The organism is Sphingobium lignivorans, assembly GCF_014203955.1.
In the GTDB taxonomy this organism is placed as follows: domain Bacteria; phylum Pseudomonadota; class Alphaproteobacteria; order Sphingomonadales; family Sphingomonadaceae; genus Sphingobium; species Sphingobium lignivorans.
Genome location: NZ_JACHKA010000001.1, coordinates 3,607,997 through 3,623,764, shown reverse-complemented (window position 1 = coordinate 3,623,764; position 15,768 = coordinate 3,607,997). Strand labels below are relative to the sequence as shown.

Annotated in this window: 12 protein-coding genes; 1 reads left to right on the top strand and 11 read right to left on the bottom strand. The window is 68.1% G+C overall.

The features are described from left to right. Positions 1-37: 37 nt before the first annotated feature. From HNP60_RS16835 to HNP60_RS16820, 4 genes are all read right to left on the bottom strand, one after another. Complete coding sequence (locus tag HNP60_RS16835) at positions 38-2,257, bottom strand: TonB-dependent receptor (RefSeq protein WP_184155988.1); 2,220 nt, start codon at positions 2,255-2,257, stop codon at positions 38-40. A 160-nt stretch (positions 2,258-2,417) separates the two neighbouring features. After that, entirely contained in the window at positions 2,418-2,801 is a 384-nt protein-coding gene (locus tag HNP60_RS16830) for a hypothetical protein (protein ID WP_184155987.1), read from the bottom strand. Further along, positions 2,770-5,925, bottom strand: coding sequence for a fibronectin type III domain-containing protein (locus HNP60_RS16825; RefSeq protein ID WP_184155986.1), 3,156 nt, complete (start codon positions 5,923-5,925; stop codon positions 2,770-2,772). The genes HNP60_RS16830 and HNP60_RS16825 overlap by 32 nt, the downstream gene beginning before the upstream one ends. After that, positions 5,925-6,209 (bottom strand): spike base protein, RCAP_Rcc01079 family, encoded by a 285-nt coding sequence (locus HNP60_RS16820; RefSeq protein WP_184155985.1) that lies wholly within the window; start codon positions 6,207-6,209, stop codon positions 5,925-5,927. The genes HNP60_RS16825 and HNP60_RS16820 overlap by 1 nt, the downstream gene beginning before the upstream one ends. Positions 6,210-6,292: 83 nt before the next feature. Here HNP60_RS16820 and HNP60_RS16815 point away from each other — a divergent pair, with 83 nt between their 5' ends. Further along, on the top strand, positions 6,293-6,517 hold the full coding sequence (locus HNP60_RS16815; RefSeq protein ID WP_184155984.1) for a hypothetical protein: 225 nt from the start codon (positions 6,293-6,295) through the stop codon (positions 6,515-6,517). 15 nt (positions 6,518-6,532) lie between these two features. On the opposite strand, the gene HNP60_RS16810 is transcribed toward HNP60_RS16815, so the two are convergent. The 7 genes from HNP60_RS16810 to HNP60_RS16780 are packed head-to-tail and all read right to left on the bottom strand — an operon-like array spanning position 6,533 to position 15,768. Continuing rightward, complete coding sequence (locus HNP60_RS16810) at positions 6,533-7,936, bottom strand: SGNH/GDSL hydrolase family protein (RefSeq protein WP_260394958.1); 1,404 nt, start codon at positions 7,934-7,936, stop codon at positions 6,533-6,535. Between the two features lie 13 nt (positions 7,937-7,949). Beyond that, positions 7,950-8,210: a hypothetical protein gene (locus HNP60_RS16805; RefSeq protein ID WP_184155983.1), complete on the bottom strand. Its 261-nt coding sequence runs from the start codon at positions 8,208-8,210 to the stop codon at positions 7,950-7,952. Then, positions 8,207-8,743, bottom strand: a complete 537-nt coding sequence (locus HNP60_RS16800) for a hypothetical protein (RefSeq protein WP_184155982.1) — start codon at positions 8,741-8,743, stop codon at positions 8,207-8,209. Before HNP60_RS16800 ends, HNP60_RS16805 begins: the two co-directional genes overlap by 4 nt. After that, on the bottom strand, positions 8,740-14,040 hold the full coding sequence (locus HNP60_RS16795) for a phage tail protein (protein ID WP_184155981.1): 5,301 nt from the start codon (positions 14,038-14,040) through the stop codon (positions 8,740-8,742). The genes HNP60_RS16800 and HNP60_RS16795 overlap by 4 nt, the downstream gene beginning before the upstream one ends. Next, positions 14,037-14,426, bottom strand: a complete 390-nt coding sequence (locus HNP60_RS16790) for a DUF6950 family protein (RefSeq protein WP_184155980.1) — start codon at positions 14,424-14,426, stop codon at positions 14,037-14,039. The genes HNP60_RS16795 and HNP60_RS16790 overlap by 4 nt, the downstream gene beginning before the upstream one ends. Beyond that, positions 14,426-15,064, bottom strand: coding sequence for a hypothetical protein (locus HNP60_RS16785; RefSeq protein WP_184155978.1), 639 nt, complete (start codon positions 15,062-15,064; stop codon positions 14,426-14,428). The genes HNP60_RS16790 and HNP60_RS16785 overlap by 1 nt, the downstream gene beginning before the upstream one ends. Next, on the bottom strand, positions 15,061-15,768 hold the full coding sequence (locus HNP60_RS16780) for a hypothetical protein (RefSeq protein WP_184155975.1): 708 nt from the start codon (positions 15,766-15,768) through the stop codon (positions 15,061-15,063). The genes HNP60_RS16785 and HNP60_RS16780 overlap by 4 nt, the downstream gene beginning before the upstream one ends.

Sequence of the window (15,768 nt, the reverse complement as noted above, 5' to 3'; positions counted from 1 at the left end):
GTTCTCTCCGTGCAGGAGGGAGCGGGGCCTTTCGCTCTCAGAGCTTGACGGCGAGGCTGATGCGCACGTCGCGGCCGGCGAGCGGCGCATAGTCCTTGAGCAGGCTGGCGTGCCGGCGGGCATTCACGTCGAAGATGTTGTTCGCGCTCAGGGTCAGGGAGACGCGGTCGGCAAAGGGCGCCGGCCGCCATCCCAGGGAGGCGTTGACGAGCGTGAAGGCGGCGGTGGGCGTCTCGCGCTCGCTCACCCGGTCCTGCTTGAAGGAATGCTCCGCTTCCACGCGGGCCGTCCATGCCGGATTGGTGAGTTCGACGCCGCCCAGCAGGCGCAGGGGCGGGATGCGCGGCACGGGCCGGCCGCCCTCGAGCGAGGCCCGTGTCACGTCCATCAGGCCATCGAGCTTGACCGCCGTGCTGCCGAGCTGCGCGACGGTCCAGTCGGCGGAGATTTCCGCGCCATAATATTTGGCCTTGTCCTGCTGGTAGGCGAGGCAGGGGAATTCCAGCTCGTCGCCCCCGACCGCGGCGAGGCAGACCTCGTCATCGACGAGGTCGTCATAAATGAAGCGGTCGAAATGATTGTAATAGGCCGAGGCAGTCACGTGGAAATTGGTCCCGCGGCCATGCAGCGTTCCCTCGATGCCCCAGCCGCGCTCCGAGCTGAAATCGGGGTCGCCCAGCTCGAAGGACTGGCTTCCGTGGTGGATGCCGCGAGCGAACAGCTCCTCGGCGCTCGGTGCGCGCTCCACGCGCGAGAGGTTCACGCCCACGCGCCAGTCCGGCACGATTGCGTAGCTCGCGCCGAGCGAGCCGGAGAAGGTGTCGAACTTGCGGGTGAGGGCAGCCGAGCCGATGTCGAGGTCCTCCGCGCCGTCGATCTCGACATGCTCGAACCGCCCGCCCGCTTCCAGCCGCAGCGGGCCCATGTCGAGCGATTGCAGCGTGAAGAGGCCGAATGTGCTGCTGTCGATTGCCGGGAGGAACTTGTCCTCGCCTTCGATCCGGCTCTTGCGCAGCAGAAGCTGGGCACCGATGGCGCCGTCCCATCCCCCGCGCCGGCTCTGGACGAGCTCGAGTCGCGATTCGAGCCCTTCGACGAAGAAGCGCGCATGCACGTCGCCTTCTTCCTCGACTTCGGCATGTTCATAGTCCGCCCAGCCGGCGCGCAGCCGGATCTGGTCGAGGAAGCCGCCGCCGACCGGCACGACCGCGCGCAGATCCGCCCGGGTCTGGTACATGGCGATGCGCACGGCTTCCGCGCCATGCTCGTGGCCATGCTCGTCTTCATGGTCGTGATCGTCATCGTCATGATCATGGTCATGATCATGCTCCTCTTCATGCGTGATGTAGCGGATGGGGATGCCGTAAGTGGCATGTGAGCGCCCGAGCGAGAAGCCGATCGATCCGCCGTCGCTGCCGATATAATTGAGCCCGCCGGTGTAGCTCCAGGCCTCGATGGCGGAATTGGGCAGGCGGCCGGAAAGGCCCGCGAGTTCGTTGATCTCCGCCTCGTCGCTTTCCCGCGCCTCGGCGCGCTGCACGGGGCCCAGGATGTGGCCGCCAGTGCGCAGGTCGCCGGTTTTCATCCAGCTGCCGTCGGCATGGAAGACGAGGCCGCCCGTCAGCACGATGTCGGCCTTGCCCGCCACCGAGCGTTCCTCGGCGGCCGAGCCGTAATTGCCCTGCAGCGCCAGGTCGAAGCCGTCGCTCGGCAGCCGGCTGGGCAGCCGCCCGTCGATCACGTTCACCACGCCGCCCACCGCCGATGCGCCATAGAGCAGCGCGGCCGGGCCGTGCATCACTTCGATTCGCTCGGCGAGCAGCGGATTGATGGCCACTGCATGGTCCACGGACGTCGCGGAGGCATCGAAGCTGCCGATCCCGTCGGTCAGCAGCCGGATGCGGTCGCCCGAGAAGCCGCGCAGGATGGGGCGGGAGGCGCCGGGGCCGAAGGATGTCGCGCTCACGCCCGGCTGGCGGGCCAGCGTCTCGCCGAGGCTGGGCCGCAGATCCCGCACCAGCTCCTCGCCGCGCAGCACCGAGGTGCCGCCCAGAACATCGATATGGGCCCGGGGGATGATCGCCGTGATGACGATGTCCTCGGGATGATCCGCGTCATGCCCATGGCCGGCGCCGGTGTCCGGCGGCTGCGTGGCGCGATCCTGCGCCTGCGCGGGCAGGGCTGACACGCCCATGAGGAGAGCGGAAAGGGCGACGGAGCGCATGGCGCGCGCGGGGAGAGATGTCTTTTTCATCATGATATAACGTAACGAACTGCTCGTGCTGCACAAGCGAAAAAAACGGCGGTGGCGGTGTAGCGCGGCGCGAGCTTTTGGAGTCTTTGACAAGAGTTTCTAGAGCACTTGTCCGCGACTCCATGCCTCCTCAGGCGCCTCTAAGAGCCCTCTGAGACGCCTCTCACTCGACCATTTCCAGCATCGTTTCCCGAACCGCCCAATATGACTTCTCAGCCGGGCCGATGGTCTCGTCCATCCAGGCGCCGAGGCGCTCGCGCTCGATGCCAAAATACTCGACGCTGTTGGTGCCGCTTGTGGTGCTAAGCGCCTGCACCTGCGTGAAGACACATGGGATGCGACACAGGCCCGCCTCGATGACCCGCTGGTAGTGCTCCTTCATCCGCGTCCGCATGCGATCGTCCTTGAGCACATGGTTCACGAACCAGCTGGCGATGGCATTCCGCTCGGTGCCGGCCGGCAGGTCGAGCCAGTTGTTATGGAGCCCGCCCTCATAGCCGACCCAGACGGGTTGCTCACTGAGCGGAACACCAGCAGCCAGCATCATCTGCGCGACGGTCAGAGCCAGCGTGCGTTGCTGAGCAATCTTGCTGGTCGAAGCCCCGACCATGGCGCTGAAATAGGCGTCGGCCGCGCCGGCCCGGATCCGCTGTCACCGCCGCCGCCATGTTGGCCGCGCCGTAGTAGTTCTTGAAGCCGTCGATATTGAGGTAGAACGTCGTCCCCAGATAGTCGATCCGCCGCCCATGTTCGGTGCCAGCCCCGCCCGCGCAGAGATAGGTGCCCAGCGTGCTCGGGTTCTGGGCCGGCAGCACCGTGTGAATCGACCTGGCCCGGCCCTCCAGCGCCACGCTGGGATCGGACAGGTCCGGCCGGGCGGGAACGATGCCCGTGTTCATGATGTCACGCAGCTCACCGATCAGCCATGCCGCGCAGTGATCGCGCGCCGATTCAAGCTCGGCCGTGGTGGCGAGCACCCGCCACGCGCCATAGTCCCCGCGCGCGGAGCCGGCCGGTGGGAGGAGATCGCCCGTGGTCGCGCCCCCCTCCTTGATGCACTCCACCATCATGTTGTTGTAGCCGGACATGCCGCCGACGAGGCGCTGGCCGAACGGCACCGTCTTGCCTGCCTGCACGTCCGCCTGCCCCGTCCTCGGCCGGATATAGTCCACCCGATACTCGTTGAGCATGTTGCCGCGCTCCACGCCGGTGATGAAACCGCCCTCGGCTGCTATCAGGAACAGCTCGGCATTCCCGGGGATATAGTCCGGCACCGAGTTGGTGCGCTCGTTGCCGATCTCGATGAGGAGGTCGCGCGCATACCCCGTGGTGGCCTTCACGATCCGCGCCGTCTCGATCGCATAGCGATACCAGTATTCCAGGGAGCGCTGGTGACGCATGGAGAGCCACATGACGTGGTCGAGTTCGATCACGGCCCTCAGCATCTGCTGGATGGGCAGCGCCGCGGCCGTCTCGCGCGTGAACGGATAGACGATGCTTGGCGTCGGCAGGCCGATGCTGTTGTGCCACTGCATGAAGCGGCTGACCCGGCAGTTGCTGTCTGCCCGGCCCCAGCCCAGCACCATGGACGGGCGTAGCAGCTTTGAAGGATCGACCGGAGGAAAGCCCGCTGCCGGCGTCGTGAGATAGCCGCTGAAGCCCACGCCATCGGGCTCCGGCTCGGATGTCCCGCTCACCGGCCGGAAACGGACGGTGAGAGATGGCACGCCATAGCTGATTACGTCGAAGCGTAGGCGCCCGCCGCTGATGATCTGCGGGTTCGCGATCGCGCCGCCGTGCGACGGTATGTCGACGATCCAGCGGGCGGGATCATGAATCGGATCCAGCGTATACTGGCCCAGCCCGTCCTGCGCCTCGCGCCGCGCGCCACTCTCGTAATATTTGAGCATGAAGCCGCCAGCACCATCCGGCAGCATGCCGGAGGGTCGACCGTTCGCCAGCATCGGCACCTGCCCCGATATACTGGTATTCGCGCTGTCTATGAGCTGCAGCCCATAGACGAGGCCCGGGTCCTGCAGAGCGCCCGGCCCGGTGTCCCACGAGGCCATGGCGGTGGGGTTCACACCCCACTGGATGTCACTGAGGGTCGGCATAAGCGGGAAGGCGCGCAGGGTCCCGATCGCATGGATGAAGAACTTGTCCGGATCCGCTTTGTCCCGTCCGACCAGATAGACATCTGGGGTGTTGTAGGCGGCCTCTGGAAAGTGGTGCGCGATGCTGGCCGTCCCGTCGCCGCCTGTAGCGAATGTCTCCCAGGCGCTGATCCTGCGGCCATCGGCGGTGCGGAAGCACACTTCGACCTCGGCGATCGCGCCCAGATATTCGAGCCGGGCATTGAAGAGCGCTTCCTCATGGATCGTCGGCCAGCCATAGCTCGTGGAGCCGACGCTGAACACGGCACTGCTGTAGTCCCGAAACTCGATCTGATCGAGCAGCCGGTGAGGATAAGCAACACCCGGATTGCCGGTGGTGGCGCGGACGAAGAACAGGGTGTCGGCCGGAGCCGCGCCAGCCAGGAAGTCCGTGACCTCGAAGCCCCGGTCCGTATAGCCGTCGATCGCGGACGTGATCTGGGCGACGCCCTGGTGAAACAGCTGGAAGAACCGTTTGCCGTCCGCTGTCGTCGCCGGCTTCCACTCGAAGACATCGCGATCGTTGAAACGCCCGTTCGCCTGCCCTGTGTAGCTCTTTGCAAGCGATCCGCCAGCGTAGCCGACCGTGAACACGTCGAAGGCGGAGTGCCAGAGCTGCAGGCGCAGGCAGCGCGTGCCGGCTGCGTTGCTGATCAACTCCAGCCAGTTGCGGTCGGCCGAGTCCTGCGTCCCCAGCGACGCGTTGCGGCGCATGCGCGCCTTGACGCCGACGAGCTGCCCGCCCAGGTCGCGCCAGGCGCGCGTGGTGCCGGTATTCGCCAGCTTCTTCACCATGCCGTCGGCGATTGTCATCTGGCTGGCGGACCAGCCCTCATAGCCATTCAGCGCGCGGTCGGAGAGCGCCGTGAAGTCGAATCGGGCGATGAGATTGTCAGGATCGAAGATGTAGGCGTCGCTCTCCCGGGTCACGCCCCCCAGCGTCGCCACGACCACCAGCTCCAGCGCGCCGATACCGGCGCAGGCGACTGTGTAACCGTTACCGGCGGCGGGCACGCCGAGCAATGTCCGGGCGCCTGATGGGGCGACGCTGAAGGCCTCGTAGCTCACGCCGGTCTCGGCGTTCTCGATCGTGGCCGCGAAGGCATCGAAGTCGAGCGCCACGACGGGCTTCGAAAGCGCCGTGGCGCTCGGTGTCGCAACGGCGACGTTGGACCAATCGCCATCGCCCAGGTCGTTGCGGGCCCGAGCCTGAAACTCATAGGGATCGGCATCGTTGACGAGGCCGGTGACCACGGCCAGAGGGACAGACGAGACGGCGTCGGCATGGTCGGTCCAGTCCGGCGCCCCGACAATCCTGTAGCGATATGCATAATCGGTGATCGGACTGCCATTCGCGGACGGAGCACTGTGTGTGAGCGTCACCTGCCCGTTGCCGGGGGAGGCAAGAAGGTCACCGATCCGCCCGGGGGAGGCCGGCGCGTTCCCGCCGAAAAGGAACCGGCGCCGCCGCATGCGCCCGGCCGCGCCATGGCCATAGCCGAAGCCGAAGCCGCCCATCAGGCGATCCCGGAGATGCCAGTGGGGTGCGAGCCGGGAGAGACGATCTCCGTGCCGGTCTGCCGGATGTAGAGCATGCGCACGTCCACGATCTCGCCGGCCGAAACGTCCCATGTCTCGTCCGCCGTGGAATCGACCGCTCGGAACGTCACGGTGCCGGCGCCGTTGAAGCGCACCGCCTTGGGCAGGGGGTCGATTGGCGCGCTGTCGCTTGGCACGATGGTGAACGCGCGCCGTGCAGGCGCGGTGGGGGAGTCGAGATGGGAAGCGAACAGGTCGGTCATGAAAGGCTCCTCAGGTCCTGCTTGTAGGGGTGTCCGTCTGTGCTGTAGGTTCCGGGCTCGTTTGGCATCAGGGAGACAATGCCATGATGAATGCAGCTGTGATGGACGCGGAGCTGGAGAGGCTGGCGCAGATCGAGGTCGAGACCATCGGATCGGTCGATCGTGCCCGCCGCCTGCTGCTCCTGCTGGAGCGGGCCCAGGCGGCCGATGACGTCGAGGCGCTGCGCCGCATCGTCGTCGAGCTGATCACGCACATGATCGATCGAGATCGCGGCGCCTATCACGAGCTGTTCACGCCTGAGGACTGAGGCTTCGGCCACGCCTCAGCTCATCTGCTCGATATAGGCCAGCGTATCCGCCATTAGCGTCGCCGTGGCGGCATAGCCTTCCGGCGTCTGGTGGATGCCGTCCGCAAGCAGATAGCCCGCGCTCACGGCCGCATCACCACTGCCATAGAAGCTGCGCAGGTTGACCACCGGCACGCTGTTGCTCGCCCCGAGGGCCAGGATGGCATCGTTGTAGGCGCCCTGCCGCACGGCCGATATACTCTCCCCGCTCGTTTCGGCCGAGGGGCACGGGCACAACAGGATGACGTCCGCGCCACCGGCTTTCGCCGCCGTGATGAGCGACTGCAGCGCCGTATTGTAGGCTGATGTCCAGTTGGCCGCCCGCCAGTCGTTGATGCCGAGGTTGATGAGCACGAGATCGGCCTGCTCGGCCTGCAGCAGCTCCAGTCGGTAATAGGGCCGGCCGGTCGGCGTCGGCCAGTCCACCGCCTTGCTGGAGGAAATCGCGGCATTGTAGACGTTGACGACACGCTCGCCCCGCAGGCCCTCGATCGAGATGACCGCGTGATAGCCGCTCACCCACGAGAAGCTGATCGTGTGCAGGCCGGGCGTTGCCAGCGCCGGCACGTCGTCGGCATCGATGATCAGCTCGCCGAGTTCGTAGCCGGCGCCAATCTGGCGATCGACGTTCGTCGCCGCGCCGCCATTGATGCGCCAGGAGAAGACGCCTGCCGATGTCGATTTGGCGTAGAGCACCCGGTAGCCCGTCACATTCTCGCTCGGCGTGAAGGTGAACGTACCGGCGGCAGACTGGCCGAGGATCTTGCCGCCCAGCGACTCCTCCACGGGATTGCACTGCCCCGTGAAGGTGAAGTTGGGGAAGCTGGCGTTCATATTGGCGGCCGTGCCCTGGCCGTTGAAGCCCACCAGATTTTCGTGGCTGGTCGCCAGCCCGCCATCGCGCAGCAGCCGTGCCATGCGGGCCGGCCAGGAATTGTAGCGTGAATTCCCGGTGACGACGCCGCCCGTGGCAGTCGTGCTGTCTCCCACGGTGATGATCCGCATGTCCCGCGTGCCGGCGCGCACGGCGGCGAACCCGGCGCGGATGGCCGCCGTGTTGGCGAGGGTGAGGCCACTGACCGACGGATCGAGCGCCGGTCCCTCCTCGGCTGTCCCCCCGCCGGAAGCCCAGAGCACGCTCAGAAACCGGCCGCTCGTGTTCGTGGTGGTGTTGACGATGACGCCCGCCTTGGTGGTCGAGACGGCAAACTCGGCGGTGCGGTCGACCGCGCTGGGCGGCGTGCCATTGGTGATGTCGCGGACGTGCAGCAGCGTGTCGCCCGGCTTCAAGTGGCCCGGCACCACATGCTCACCGGCCGCGCCGCCCGGGATGAGCGCGTGGCCAATCGGGAAGGGAAAACCCGTGATCGAAGTCGTCATGTCATCCTCCTCGTCAGTCCTGGGCAACGGCGCGCCGGCAGTGGCCGGGCGGCTCGCCCAATCTCTCGAATATCCAGTCGATGATGCGCTCGGCGATCAGCGCCCAGCGGCGCCCGGCGATCGCGCTGCGGCCCACCACGGCGCTGATGCTGTCCTTCGCCATCGGCTTGGGCCCGAGGCCGAGCATGTATGGCAGGCCGAAGATGATCGTCTGCGCGAGGCGGTCGAGCGCGATCAGCATGACATGCAGCCAGTTGAGGGTGCGCGCGATCATGGCAGGATGCTTTCCCAGTCCACGATCGCCGCCGCTTCCTTGGCAGCGACGGTCGTGGCGGCCTTCACCGCTTCCTTGCGCCCACGCCGACGCGCCTCGATACGCTCGTTGATCGGCCGCCAGTAGTCCGCCATGGCGACCGAGGACGCCGCCACTTCGCTGATAGAAATGCCGCATTCCTCGGCCTCCCTTGCCAGCATTCCATAAGCAGGGTCTTCCGGGTCGGGGTCGGCGGCAGTCAGCCATGCGCGGGCCTGGCCCTCTTTTTCCTTGTAGGTCGTCTCCTGCCCGGGAATGACCGTGATGAACCGCTCGCGCACCGCTCCGGCCTCTTGGTCGATCTTCGCCAGCAATCGCTGCGTCAGCAGCGAGAGGTTCGGAATGAAGGCGCCGCCCTCGAACAGATAATTACACGCCGCGCCGTCATAATCCTCCGGCGCCTCGGCCGTGCCCTTGCCGGTCAGGTCATAGCCGTCCGTGCTGGTGACGACGCACTCCAGCACGCCCGTCGCAAGATCATAGATGCCGATCATGTGCCGCTGCCTCCCATGGTGCCGGAGACCGCTGCGGAGTTGCCCGCGGCCGATATCCGCCGACTCTTGAGCCGGATCGAAAAGACCTTGGTCACGCCGTTCGTGTTCTCGACCGGTCCGCTGGTGCTCCACACTTCCGGTTCGGCGGGGGCCGCCGTTCCGCCGTTCACTTCCGAGCCGGGTACATCCGTCTCCGCGCCGCCGTCCGTGACATTCTGGAAGGCGAGCTTGAGCTGGGGCTGATAGGCGCCAGCGCTCGATTGGAACGATCCCGACGAATTGACCGAGAAGACTTGCCCCGGCGCGAGGCTGACGTTGAAGGACGCGCTCGTCACATAGCTCGACGTGTTGCCGAGCGACGTCACCGCCACGCTACCCGAGACAGCGGCGTTGCCATCCGGCACCTTCACCCACTCGATCCGAACCGTTGCGGTGGCGCCGCCATAGGAGATGGGCACCGTCACTTGCCCGGTTGCATCGGTCATCCCGGTTATGCTCACCAGTCCGCTGCTGCTGACACTCGCGCCGGTCACGCCGCTGCTGCTTGGGGTGCCGTATGATGCCACTGCAGTGACATCGATCGTCGACTGGAACACCTTGAGTTGGGACGATCCCGGCGCAGCCTTCGGTGTCCCGTTGAAATAGGCCGGCACCGGCACGGTTGAAGGCGATCCCGAGACCGAGAGCGCGGAGATGCCCGGGTCGCCGGGGTCGCCGGGCGCGCCGGGGGCACCGGGGGCGCCATCCCGAGGCTTCGTCAGGCTCTGCGTGACGCTGAGGCTGACGATCGCGCCGTTCGCGCGCTGCACCGTGATCGGATAGGTGATGATGATCGCGCCGGCCGCCGCCGAGGCGCCGCTGTGGTTGGCGACCGTGCAGACATTGGTGCCGCTGCCCGAGCGCCCGCCGACCGTGATCGCGCCCCCCGGGCTCACCACCGGCCCGCCGACCGTGAACCGCCCGGGCGCAAGGGACGTATGGAAGGTCAGCGGCAGCACGCCCTCGAATATCTGGATCGTGGTGCCGGACCCGGCATAGTCGGTCACATTGCCGGCGCTGTCCGCAGGGAGGGCATGCGCTTCGTTCGGGACGATGCGGGTGAGGCTGTTGCTCCCTTCCCGCAGCTTGTAGAGCGTGACCGTGTCGGGTGCCCCGTCCCATAGGACCTGCACCGTGACCACGTCGCTGCTCATATTGGCATAGGTCAGATCCCGGCTCGTGCCCGTGCCGGTCAGCGTCGCGGCGCCCGTCACCACATTGAACACCGGCGATCCACTCACGGCCTGTCCCTCGGCGGTCAGCGTGATCGAGGCCGGCGTGTTCGTCCCGTCCGACGCGACGATGAACCCCAGCGCGCTCGCCGTCAGCCGCACCGCCTTGGCGTTCGCGCCATCCGCGCCGTCCGCCTGCCCGGGCGTGAACGGCGGATGCGCTGTCTGATTGGCGGTCGCGCTCGCCACCATCGGCTTGCACAGCCGCCCCGAGAATGATCCCGCGCCCGAGGCTATCGTCCACAGCACGACCCGCATGGTCGACGCTCCGGCCGGCACAGTCACGAAGCCGCTCAGCAGCGCGAATGATGCCTGCGCGCCGGAAAGGCTCTGGATATTGGTGCCCGTCCCCGCCAGCTCGGCTCCGGCAGCATCGAAGAATTGCACGCGCAGGACGTTGCTGCCGACCACGCCGGTCGATCGGCAAAGAGCCTGCACGCTCAGCCGCTCGCCGGGCGTGACCGGCACATGATAAGCAGACGGCGTGTAGATCGCGACCTGCTGCTCGGCGGCGGCGCTGGCTGTGCCCGTGAAGGTCAGCGTCCGGGCATCGCCCACGATATCGAGCGCAAAGGGGGATGTGATCGTCACGCCCCCGGCGGCGAACATCTCCCACCCCTGAACGCCGCGCTCGAACAGGGTGTTGCGCATGCGATTGACGTTGTTGATCGCGTCCCGGCCATCGACACGTCGCGGTGCCTGATGCACCCAGGCAGAGGTGCTGGTGGCACGGGTGCGGAAGCTCGCCCACATCGGATCTACTGAGGCAGGCACTTCGCCGGTCGTGCCATACCAGCCCGGCGGAACGCCGCTGCTGTCCGGCGGCGTGGCGGGTTGTGTGGCCGAGGTCCGGAAGATGACGTCCGTCGCCTGCCCATCGGCGCCATCGTCCCCATCGGTGCCGTTCGAGATGCCGCCGCCGACACCAAGCCATGTCGGCGTGACAGTCCCGCTTGTACCGGACCAGGCCGCATAGCCGCTGGCGCTCCAGCGCGTGCCGCTGGTCGGCATTGTGAGCGACCAGCCCGAGGGCGGCGTCAGGACGCGCGTCGCGACGTCGAACGAGCCCCCGGTGGGTGTGGCCGGCGCCGAGGCGCTGGCTCGGTAGATCGTCAGCTCGGCGACCGAGGCGCCGGGATCGCCGTCAGCGCCCTCGGCGTGCCCCGGCGTAAACGGCGGGTGCGTCGTCTGACCGGCCGTCGCACTTGCCACCATCGGCTTGCACAGGCGCCCGGAGAACGATCCAGCACCCGATGAAAAGGTCCGCAACCCGACCAACATCGTTGATGCCCCCACGGGGACCGTAACGAAACCGCTCATCAGGGCGAACGACGCCTGCGCGCCTGCAAGGAACTGAACATTGATCCCCGTGCCCGCCAGTTGGGCGCCGGCGGCGTCGTAGAACTGGACGCGCAGAAGGTTGCTGTCCACGACGCCGGACGAACGACACAGCGCCTGCACGCTCAGTCGCTCACCCGGACTCACCGGCACCCGATAAGCGGCCGGCGTGTCAATCCCGGCCTGCTGCCCGGATGCCGTCGCGGTCGCTGTGAATGTCAGCGTCCGGGCATCGCCCACGATGTCGAGCGCGAGCGGCGCCGTGATCGTGACCCCCGCCACCGTCAACATCTCCCATCCCTGCACGCCGCGCTCAAAGAGCGTGTTGCGCATGCGGTTGACGTTGTTGATCGCGTCCAGGCCCTCCACCCGGCGCGGCGCCTGATGGACCCACGCGGAGGCGCTGGTCGCGCGGGTGCGAAAGCTTGCCCACATCGGATCGGCCGACGCGGGCACCTCACCGGTCGTGGCATACCATCCGGGAGGCACGCCGCTGCTGTCCGGCGGGGTCGCCGGTTGCGTGGCGGCGCGCCGGAAGATGACGTCCGTCGCCTGCCCATCGGCGCCATCGTCCCCATCGGTGCCGTTCGAGATGCCGCCGCCCACGCCGAACCATGTCGGCGTCACCGTCCCGCTCGTGCCGGACCAGGCCGCATAGCCGCTGGCGCTCCAGCGCGTGCCGCTGGTCGGCATTGTGAGCGACCAGCCCGAGGGCGGCGTGAGCGTCCGCGTCGCGACGTCGAACGAGCCCCCCGTTGGTGTGGCGGGCGCCGATGCGCTCGCGCGGTAGATCGTCAGCTCGGCGACCGAGGCGCCTGGAGGCCCTTCTACTCCCGTGAAGTCGCCGGTTGTGACGGTCGCGAGCACGCGCCGTTCGCCGCGCCCGTTGTCGTAGAAATAAGTGACCGCCGGCTGATATGCCGTGCCGGCCTGGACGGCCGTGACGATCTGCCGCGTGGAGCCCGGCGCCACCACCGGCATCGGCGTCCAGGCCGTGTCCCCATCCTTGCGGAACTCGAACAGGATGCCGATGGCGTGTGGATCGCTGGCGCCGCCGCTGAAGGTGATGGCCGGCACGGCGGCGACTGCGCCTTCCACCGTTCCGCCGACCGCGCTCCAGTCGCCGGCCGGCGGTTGCCCATAAACCGCTGGCGGGGTGTTCGCCTCGGCCGTCGCGCCCGGGGCGATCTCGTCGGCCGTGGTCCAGCTGTAGACCGAGCTGGCGACGCGCCGCAGCGCCAGCGTGTTCTGCCACTTCTCGTCCAGCCTGTAGGAGTCGACGCGGAAGGCCACCGGCACGCCGGCTGTGCGGCGGGCGGAGGTCCACACGACGATGTCGCCTTCCTCGATCTCGGCGAAACGGGGCCCGAGCGTCACGCCCCCGGTCCCGGCCAGACGGCCAAGCCGCCGCCGGATTTCCCCGATACGCTGGGCCTGTGTGTTGGACGTGACGAGCCGCAGTGTCAGGGGGGCTTCGCGCGGCCCGCCGTCCGCGATGACATCGGCCGTGTTGCGGCGGATCGGCGCGCCATGCTCGCTCCAGCGCTGCGTCGGCTCGATGTAGCGCGGTATTACGGTGTTGACCCAGTCCTCGTCCGCGTCGGACCGCTCGTCCGAATAGGAGGCGGACGTGCCCCGCACGAGGTCATCGTCCGTGAACCAGGCTACCGGGGCCTTGGCATGCCCGGGCTCCACGCCGATCGTGCCCTCCGGCTGCACCAGGATGCCGCCCATGGCCGCCGCGAAGGCCTTCTCGACGTCGTCGAACTCCTCGTTCGCATAGATCGTGCCGCCGACCCGGTAACGCGGCTCTGTGCCGCCTGCGGCCAGCGCGACGGGCTCGTCGCACAGGTTCGCCGCCGCGAAGATCATCTCGGGCGGCGCTTCGATCGCGGAGAGTCCCCGGCCGATGAGCAGCATGTCGGGATCGTCGACCCGATCCTCCGCATAGATGCCGATGTCGAAATTGTAGCGGCAGATCTCGGCGTTCTCGGACCAAGTCCATGTTGCCGGGTTGTTGCGGCGCTGGGCGCCGGCACCGCCCGGCACGCTGCTGTCGTGGCGGGGATCGTAGCAGCGCAGGCCACGCACGACCCAAAGGAAGGTCGGCCGGCCGGCGGTCCAGATGGGGTTCTTCGCGTCGGCCGCGTCCGCCTTGTAGGCCACGGTCACATGGGTGACGCCCCGCTGACGATCGCTGGGTGACCATCCGCCCTGGCTGATCAGCAGCTCCGGCACCGTCTGGCCGACCGTGCCGAGCCGCGTGTAGATCTGCAGCTGGTTGTTGAACCCGGGTACGAACCCGTCGCCGGTGTAGGTGACATACTGATCGTTGACCCAGAAGCCCTCGATCGCGTCGCAGCGATGATCGGCGAGCGCGATGACCAGGACTTCCCAGTCCGTGCCGTGCTCGCCGCCATAGTTGAACGCGTCGACCAGGCTGCCGCCTGTCGCGCCCCGGCCGAAGATGGCGCGGCGGGGTTCCTCGCCGATGTTCAGCGCCGTCTCGGCCGCCTGCCGCTCCGCATTGCCGCGCGACGGCGCGAGCAGCGCATTGAGCGCCGAGGAAGCGAACATGGCGGCGCCCGCGATGATGAGCTGCGAGCCGATCAGGGGGCTGACCGGTGCCAGCAGCACGCCGGCCACCACCGTGGCCGCGCCGACCACGAAATCCACCACCCGGCTCATGGCATCGTGCTCCAGCTCGCGATCATCGCGGCGCGGGGCAGGCGTCGGGCGCGGAGCGCACCGGGGCCGACCAGCGTCTGTCCTTCGACGATCATGAGGGCGAGGCCGAGATCAGGATCGGCAACCCCGGCGACATCGCCGCGCATGGCGAAGGCCGGCGCGATCCGCCGCAGGCGGCTGTCCACTGCCGCTTCCATTCCGCCGAGCGCCGCCAGCAGGGCGCGCGCGGTCGCCTCGTCTGTCCAGTCCAGCCCCGCCAGCGGATCGATGCCGGTCTGCGCCCGGACGCAGGCCGCGACATAGCGCACGCAATCGTTGCCGCCCCAGTCGAAGGGCAGCGGGTCGCGGCGCGCGATCTCGGCGAGCAGGGCGTCGATGTCGCGCATCACCGCTCCTGCGTCCGGGGCTCGTTGATGCGGTTCGAGGCGCCGCCACCGCTTGGCAGCGCGGAGGATGCCATCGCAGGCTTCCGGCCGGCCCAGTAGAGCATCTTCTTGCCGGCGTAGCTCACGCGGCGGAAACCGCCGTCCGTCGAATCGATCAGCCGCTGGTCGGCGTCGGTCCGCATCCGGCCGCCGCGCCGGCTGAGCCCCCGCGCACTGCCCTCGACCGCGACGTGGATGGCCGCTTCCCCGCCGACCACCTCGTTGCTTGCGACCGTGTCGACCCGGCCACGCCGGAAGACATGCGCGCCCAGGAACTGAGTGCCAGTGCCATCGAAGATCAGTCGCCAGATGGTGACGGGCGCATTCTTGAGGCCGGGCGCATCCAGCAGGGCGATGGCGGCCGGCTCGATGCCGGAGAGGCTGAGCGTGATGCCCTGCGCGGCCGAGCCGATCGCCCCGCCGGTCACCTGCGCCATGCCGCGCGCGCCGATGCCCGTGTAGCCATCGCCCGCGATCGGAAGCGTGCCTTCGCCGCTCCACACGCGCACCGGATCGTCGCACAGGATCTGCACGGCGCCGCCCACCTTCGCCGTGCCTGCCTCCATCGCGGCCTTCTCGGCGGTCGAGAAGCTCTTCACTCGCGCAGCTCCTGAATGGCCGTGATCGAGAGGCCGGACTGCGCGAGCCCCCGCCCGGTGACACCCGCCTTGCTCTCGCCGGGCACCAGCTTCATGACACAGGCCGGTTCGTCGAAATGGGCGACGGCGATCGCCGGCACGACCGTGAGCGTCGGCAGCGGCGGCTCGGCCAGGACGGAGATGGTGCCGGCGCCATTGGCCGTGGCGGCCACGACCGCGCGCGCGAGGGTGCGTCGCGTGAAGCTCCCGGCGGGCGCCCCTGCAGCATCCCATTTGAACCCGATGTAGTCGCCCACGGCGAGCGCGAAGCCGGCCGGCAGCCCGTAGATGGTCAGGGTGGCGTCCCCCTCGCTGCTGATCGCCTGCGTCCAGTTCGTCGCCGCGCCGCTGAATGCGCCGCCGCCGGCCCGCACCATGCCGGCGAAGCCGCGCGCATAGGCGAGCGGAAAGGGCCTCAGCAGGTCGCGGCCGAGGAAGGTGCGCTGCCCGTCACGCTGCCGGTCGAGGAAGGCACGCACCGCGCTCCCGTCCTCAAGGTCCACGCGGTCCAGCGACCACGTCCCGATCCACAGCGGATTGCCGGCGCTCACACCGCCGATGCGCCCGCCGGCCTCGGGCGAGCTGTAGTTCAGATATTGCGGGTCGAAGCCCTGCTGGCCCTGCACCAGCGGGCCCGCCGGCAGGGCGAGAGGATAGACGGCCAT

Coding starts and splice junctions, on each gene's coding strand:
- HNP60_RS16835 (WP_184155988.1), bottom strand. CDS start 2,257: ATGATGAAAAAGACATCTCTCCCCGCGCGCGCCATGCGCTCCGTCGCC.
- HNP60_RS16830 (WP_184155987.1), bottom strand. CDS start 2,801: ATGATGCTGGCTGCTGGTGTTCCGCTCAGTGAGCAACCCGTCTGGGTC.
- HNP60_RS16825 (WP_184155986.1), bottom strand. CDS start 5,925: ATGGGCGGCTTCGGCTTCGGCTATGGCCATGGCGCGGCCGGGCGCATG.
- HNP60_RS16820 (WP_184155985.1), bottom strand. CDS start 6,209: ATGACCGACCTGTTCGCTTCCCATCTCGACTCCCCCACCGCGCCTGCA.
- HNP60_RS16815 (WP_184155984.1), top strand. CDS start 6,293: ATGATGAATGCAGCTGTGATGGACGCGGAGCTGGAGAGGCTGGCGCAG.
- HNP60_RS16810 (WP_260394958.1), bottom strand. CDS start 7,936: ATGACGACTTCGATCACGGGTTTTCCCTTCCCGATTGGCCACGCGCTC.
- HNP60_RS16805 (WP_184155983.1), bottom strand. CDS start 8,210: ATGATCGCGCGCACCCTCAACTGGCTGCATGTCATGCTGATCGCGCTC.
- HNP60_RS16800 (WP_184155982.1), bottom strand. CDS start 8,743: ATGATCGGCATCTATGATCTTGCGACGGGCGTGCTGGAGTGCGTCGTC.
- HNP60_RS16795 (WP_184155981.1), bottom strand. CDS start 14,040: ATGAGCCGGGTGGTGGATTTCGTGGTCGGCGCGGCCACGGTGGTGGCC.
- HNP60_RS16790 (WP_184155980.1), bottom strand. CDS start 14,426: ATGCGCGACATCGACGCCCTGCTCGCCGAGATCGCGCGCCGCGACCCG.
- HNP60_RS16780 (WP_184155975.1), bottom strand. CDS start 15,768: ATGGCCGTCTATCCTCTCGCCCTGCCGGCGGGCCCGCTGGTGCAGGGC.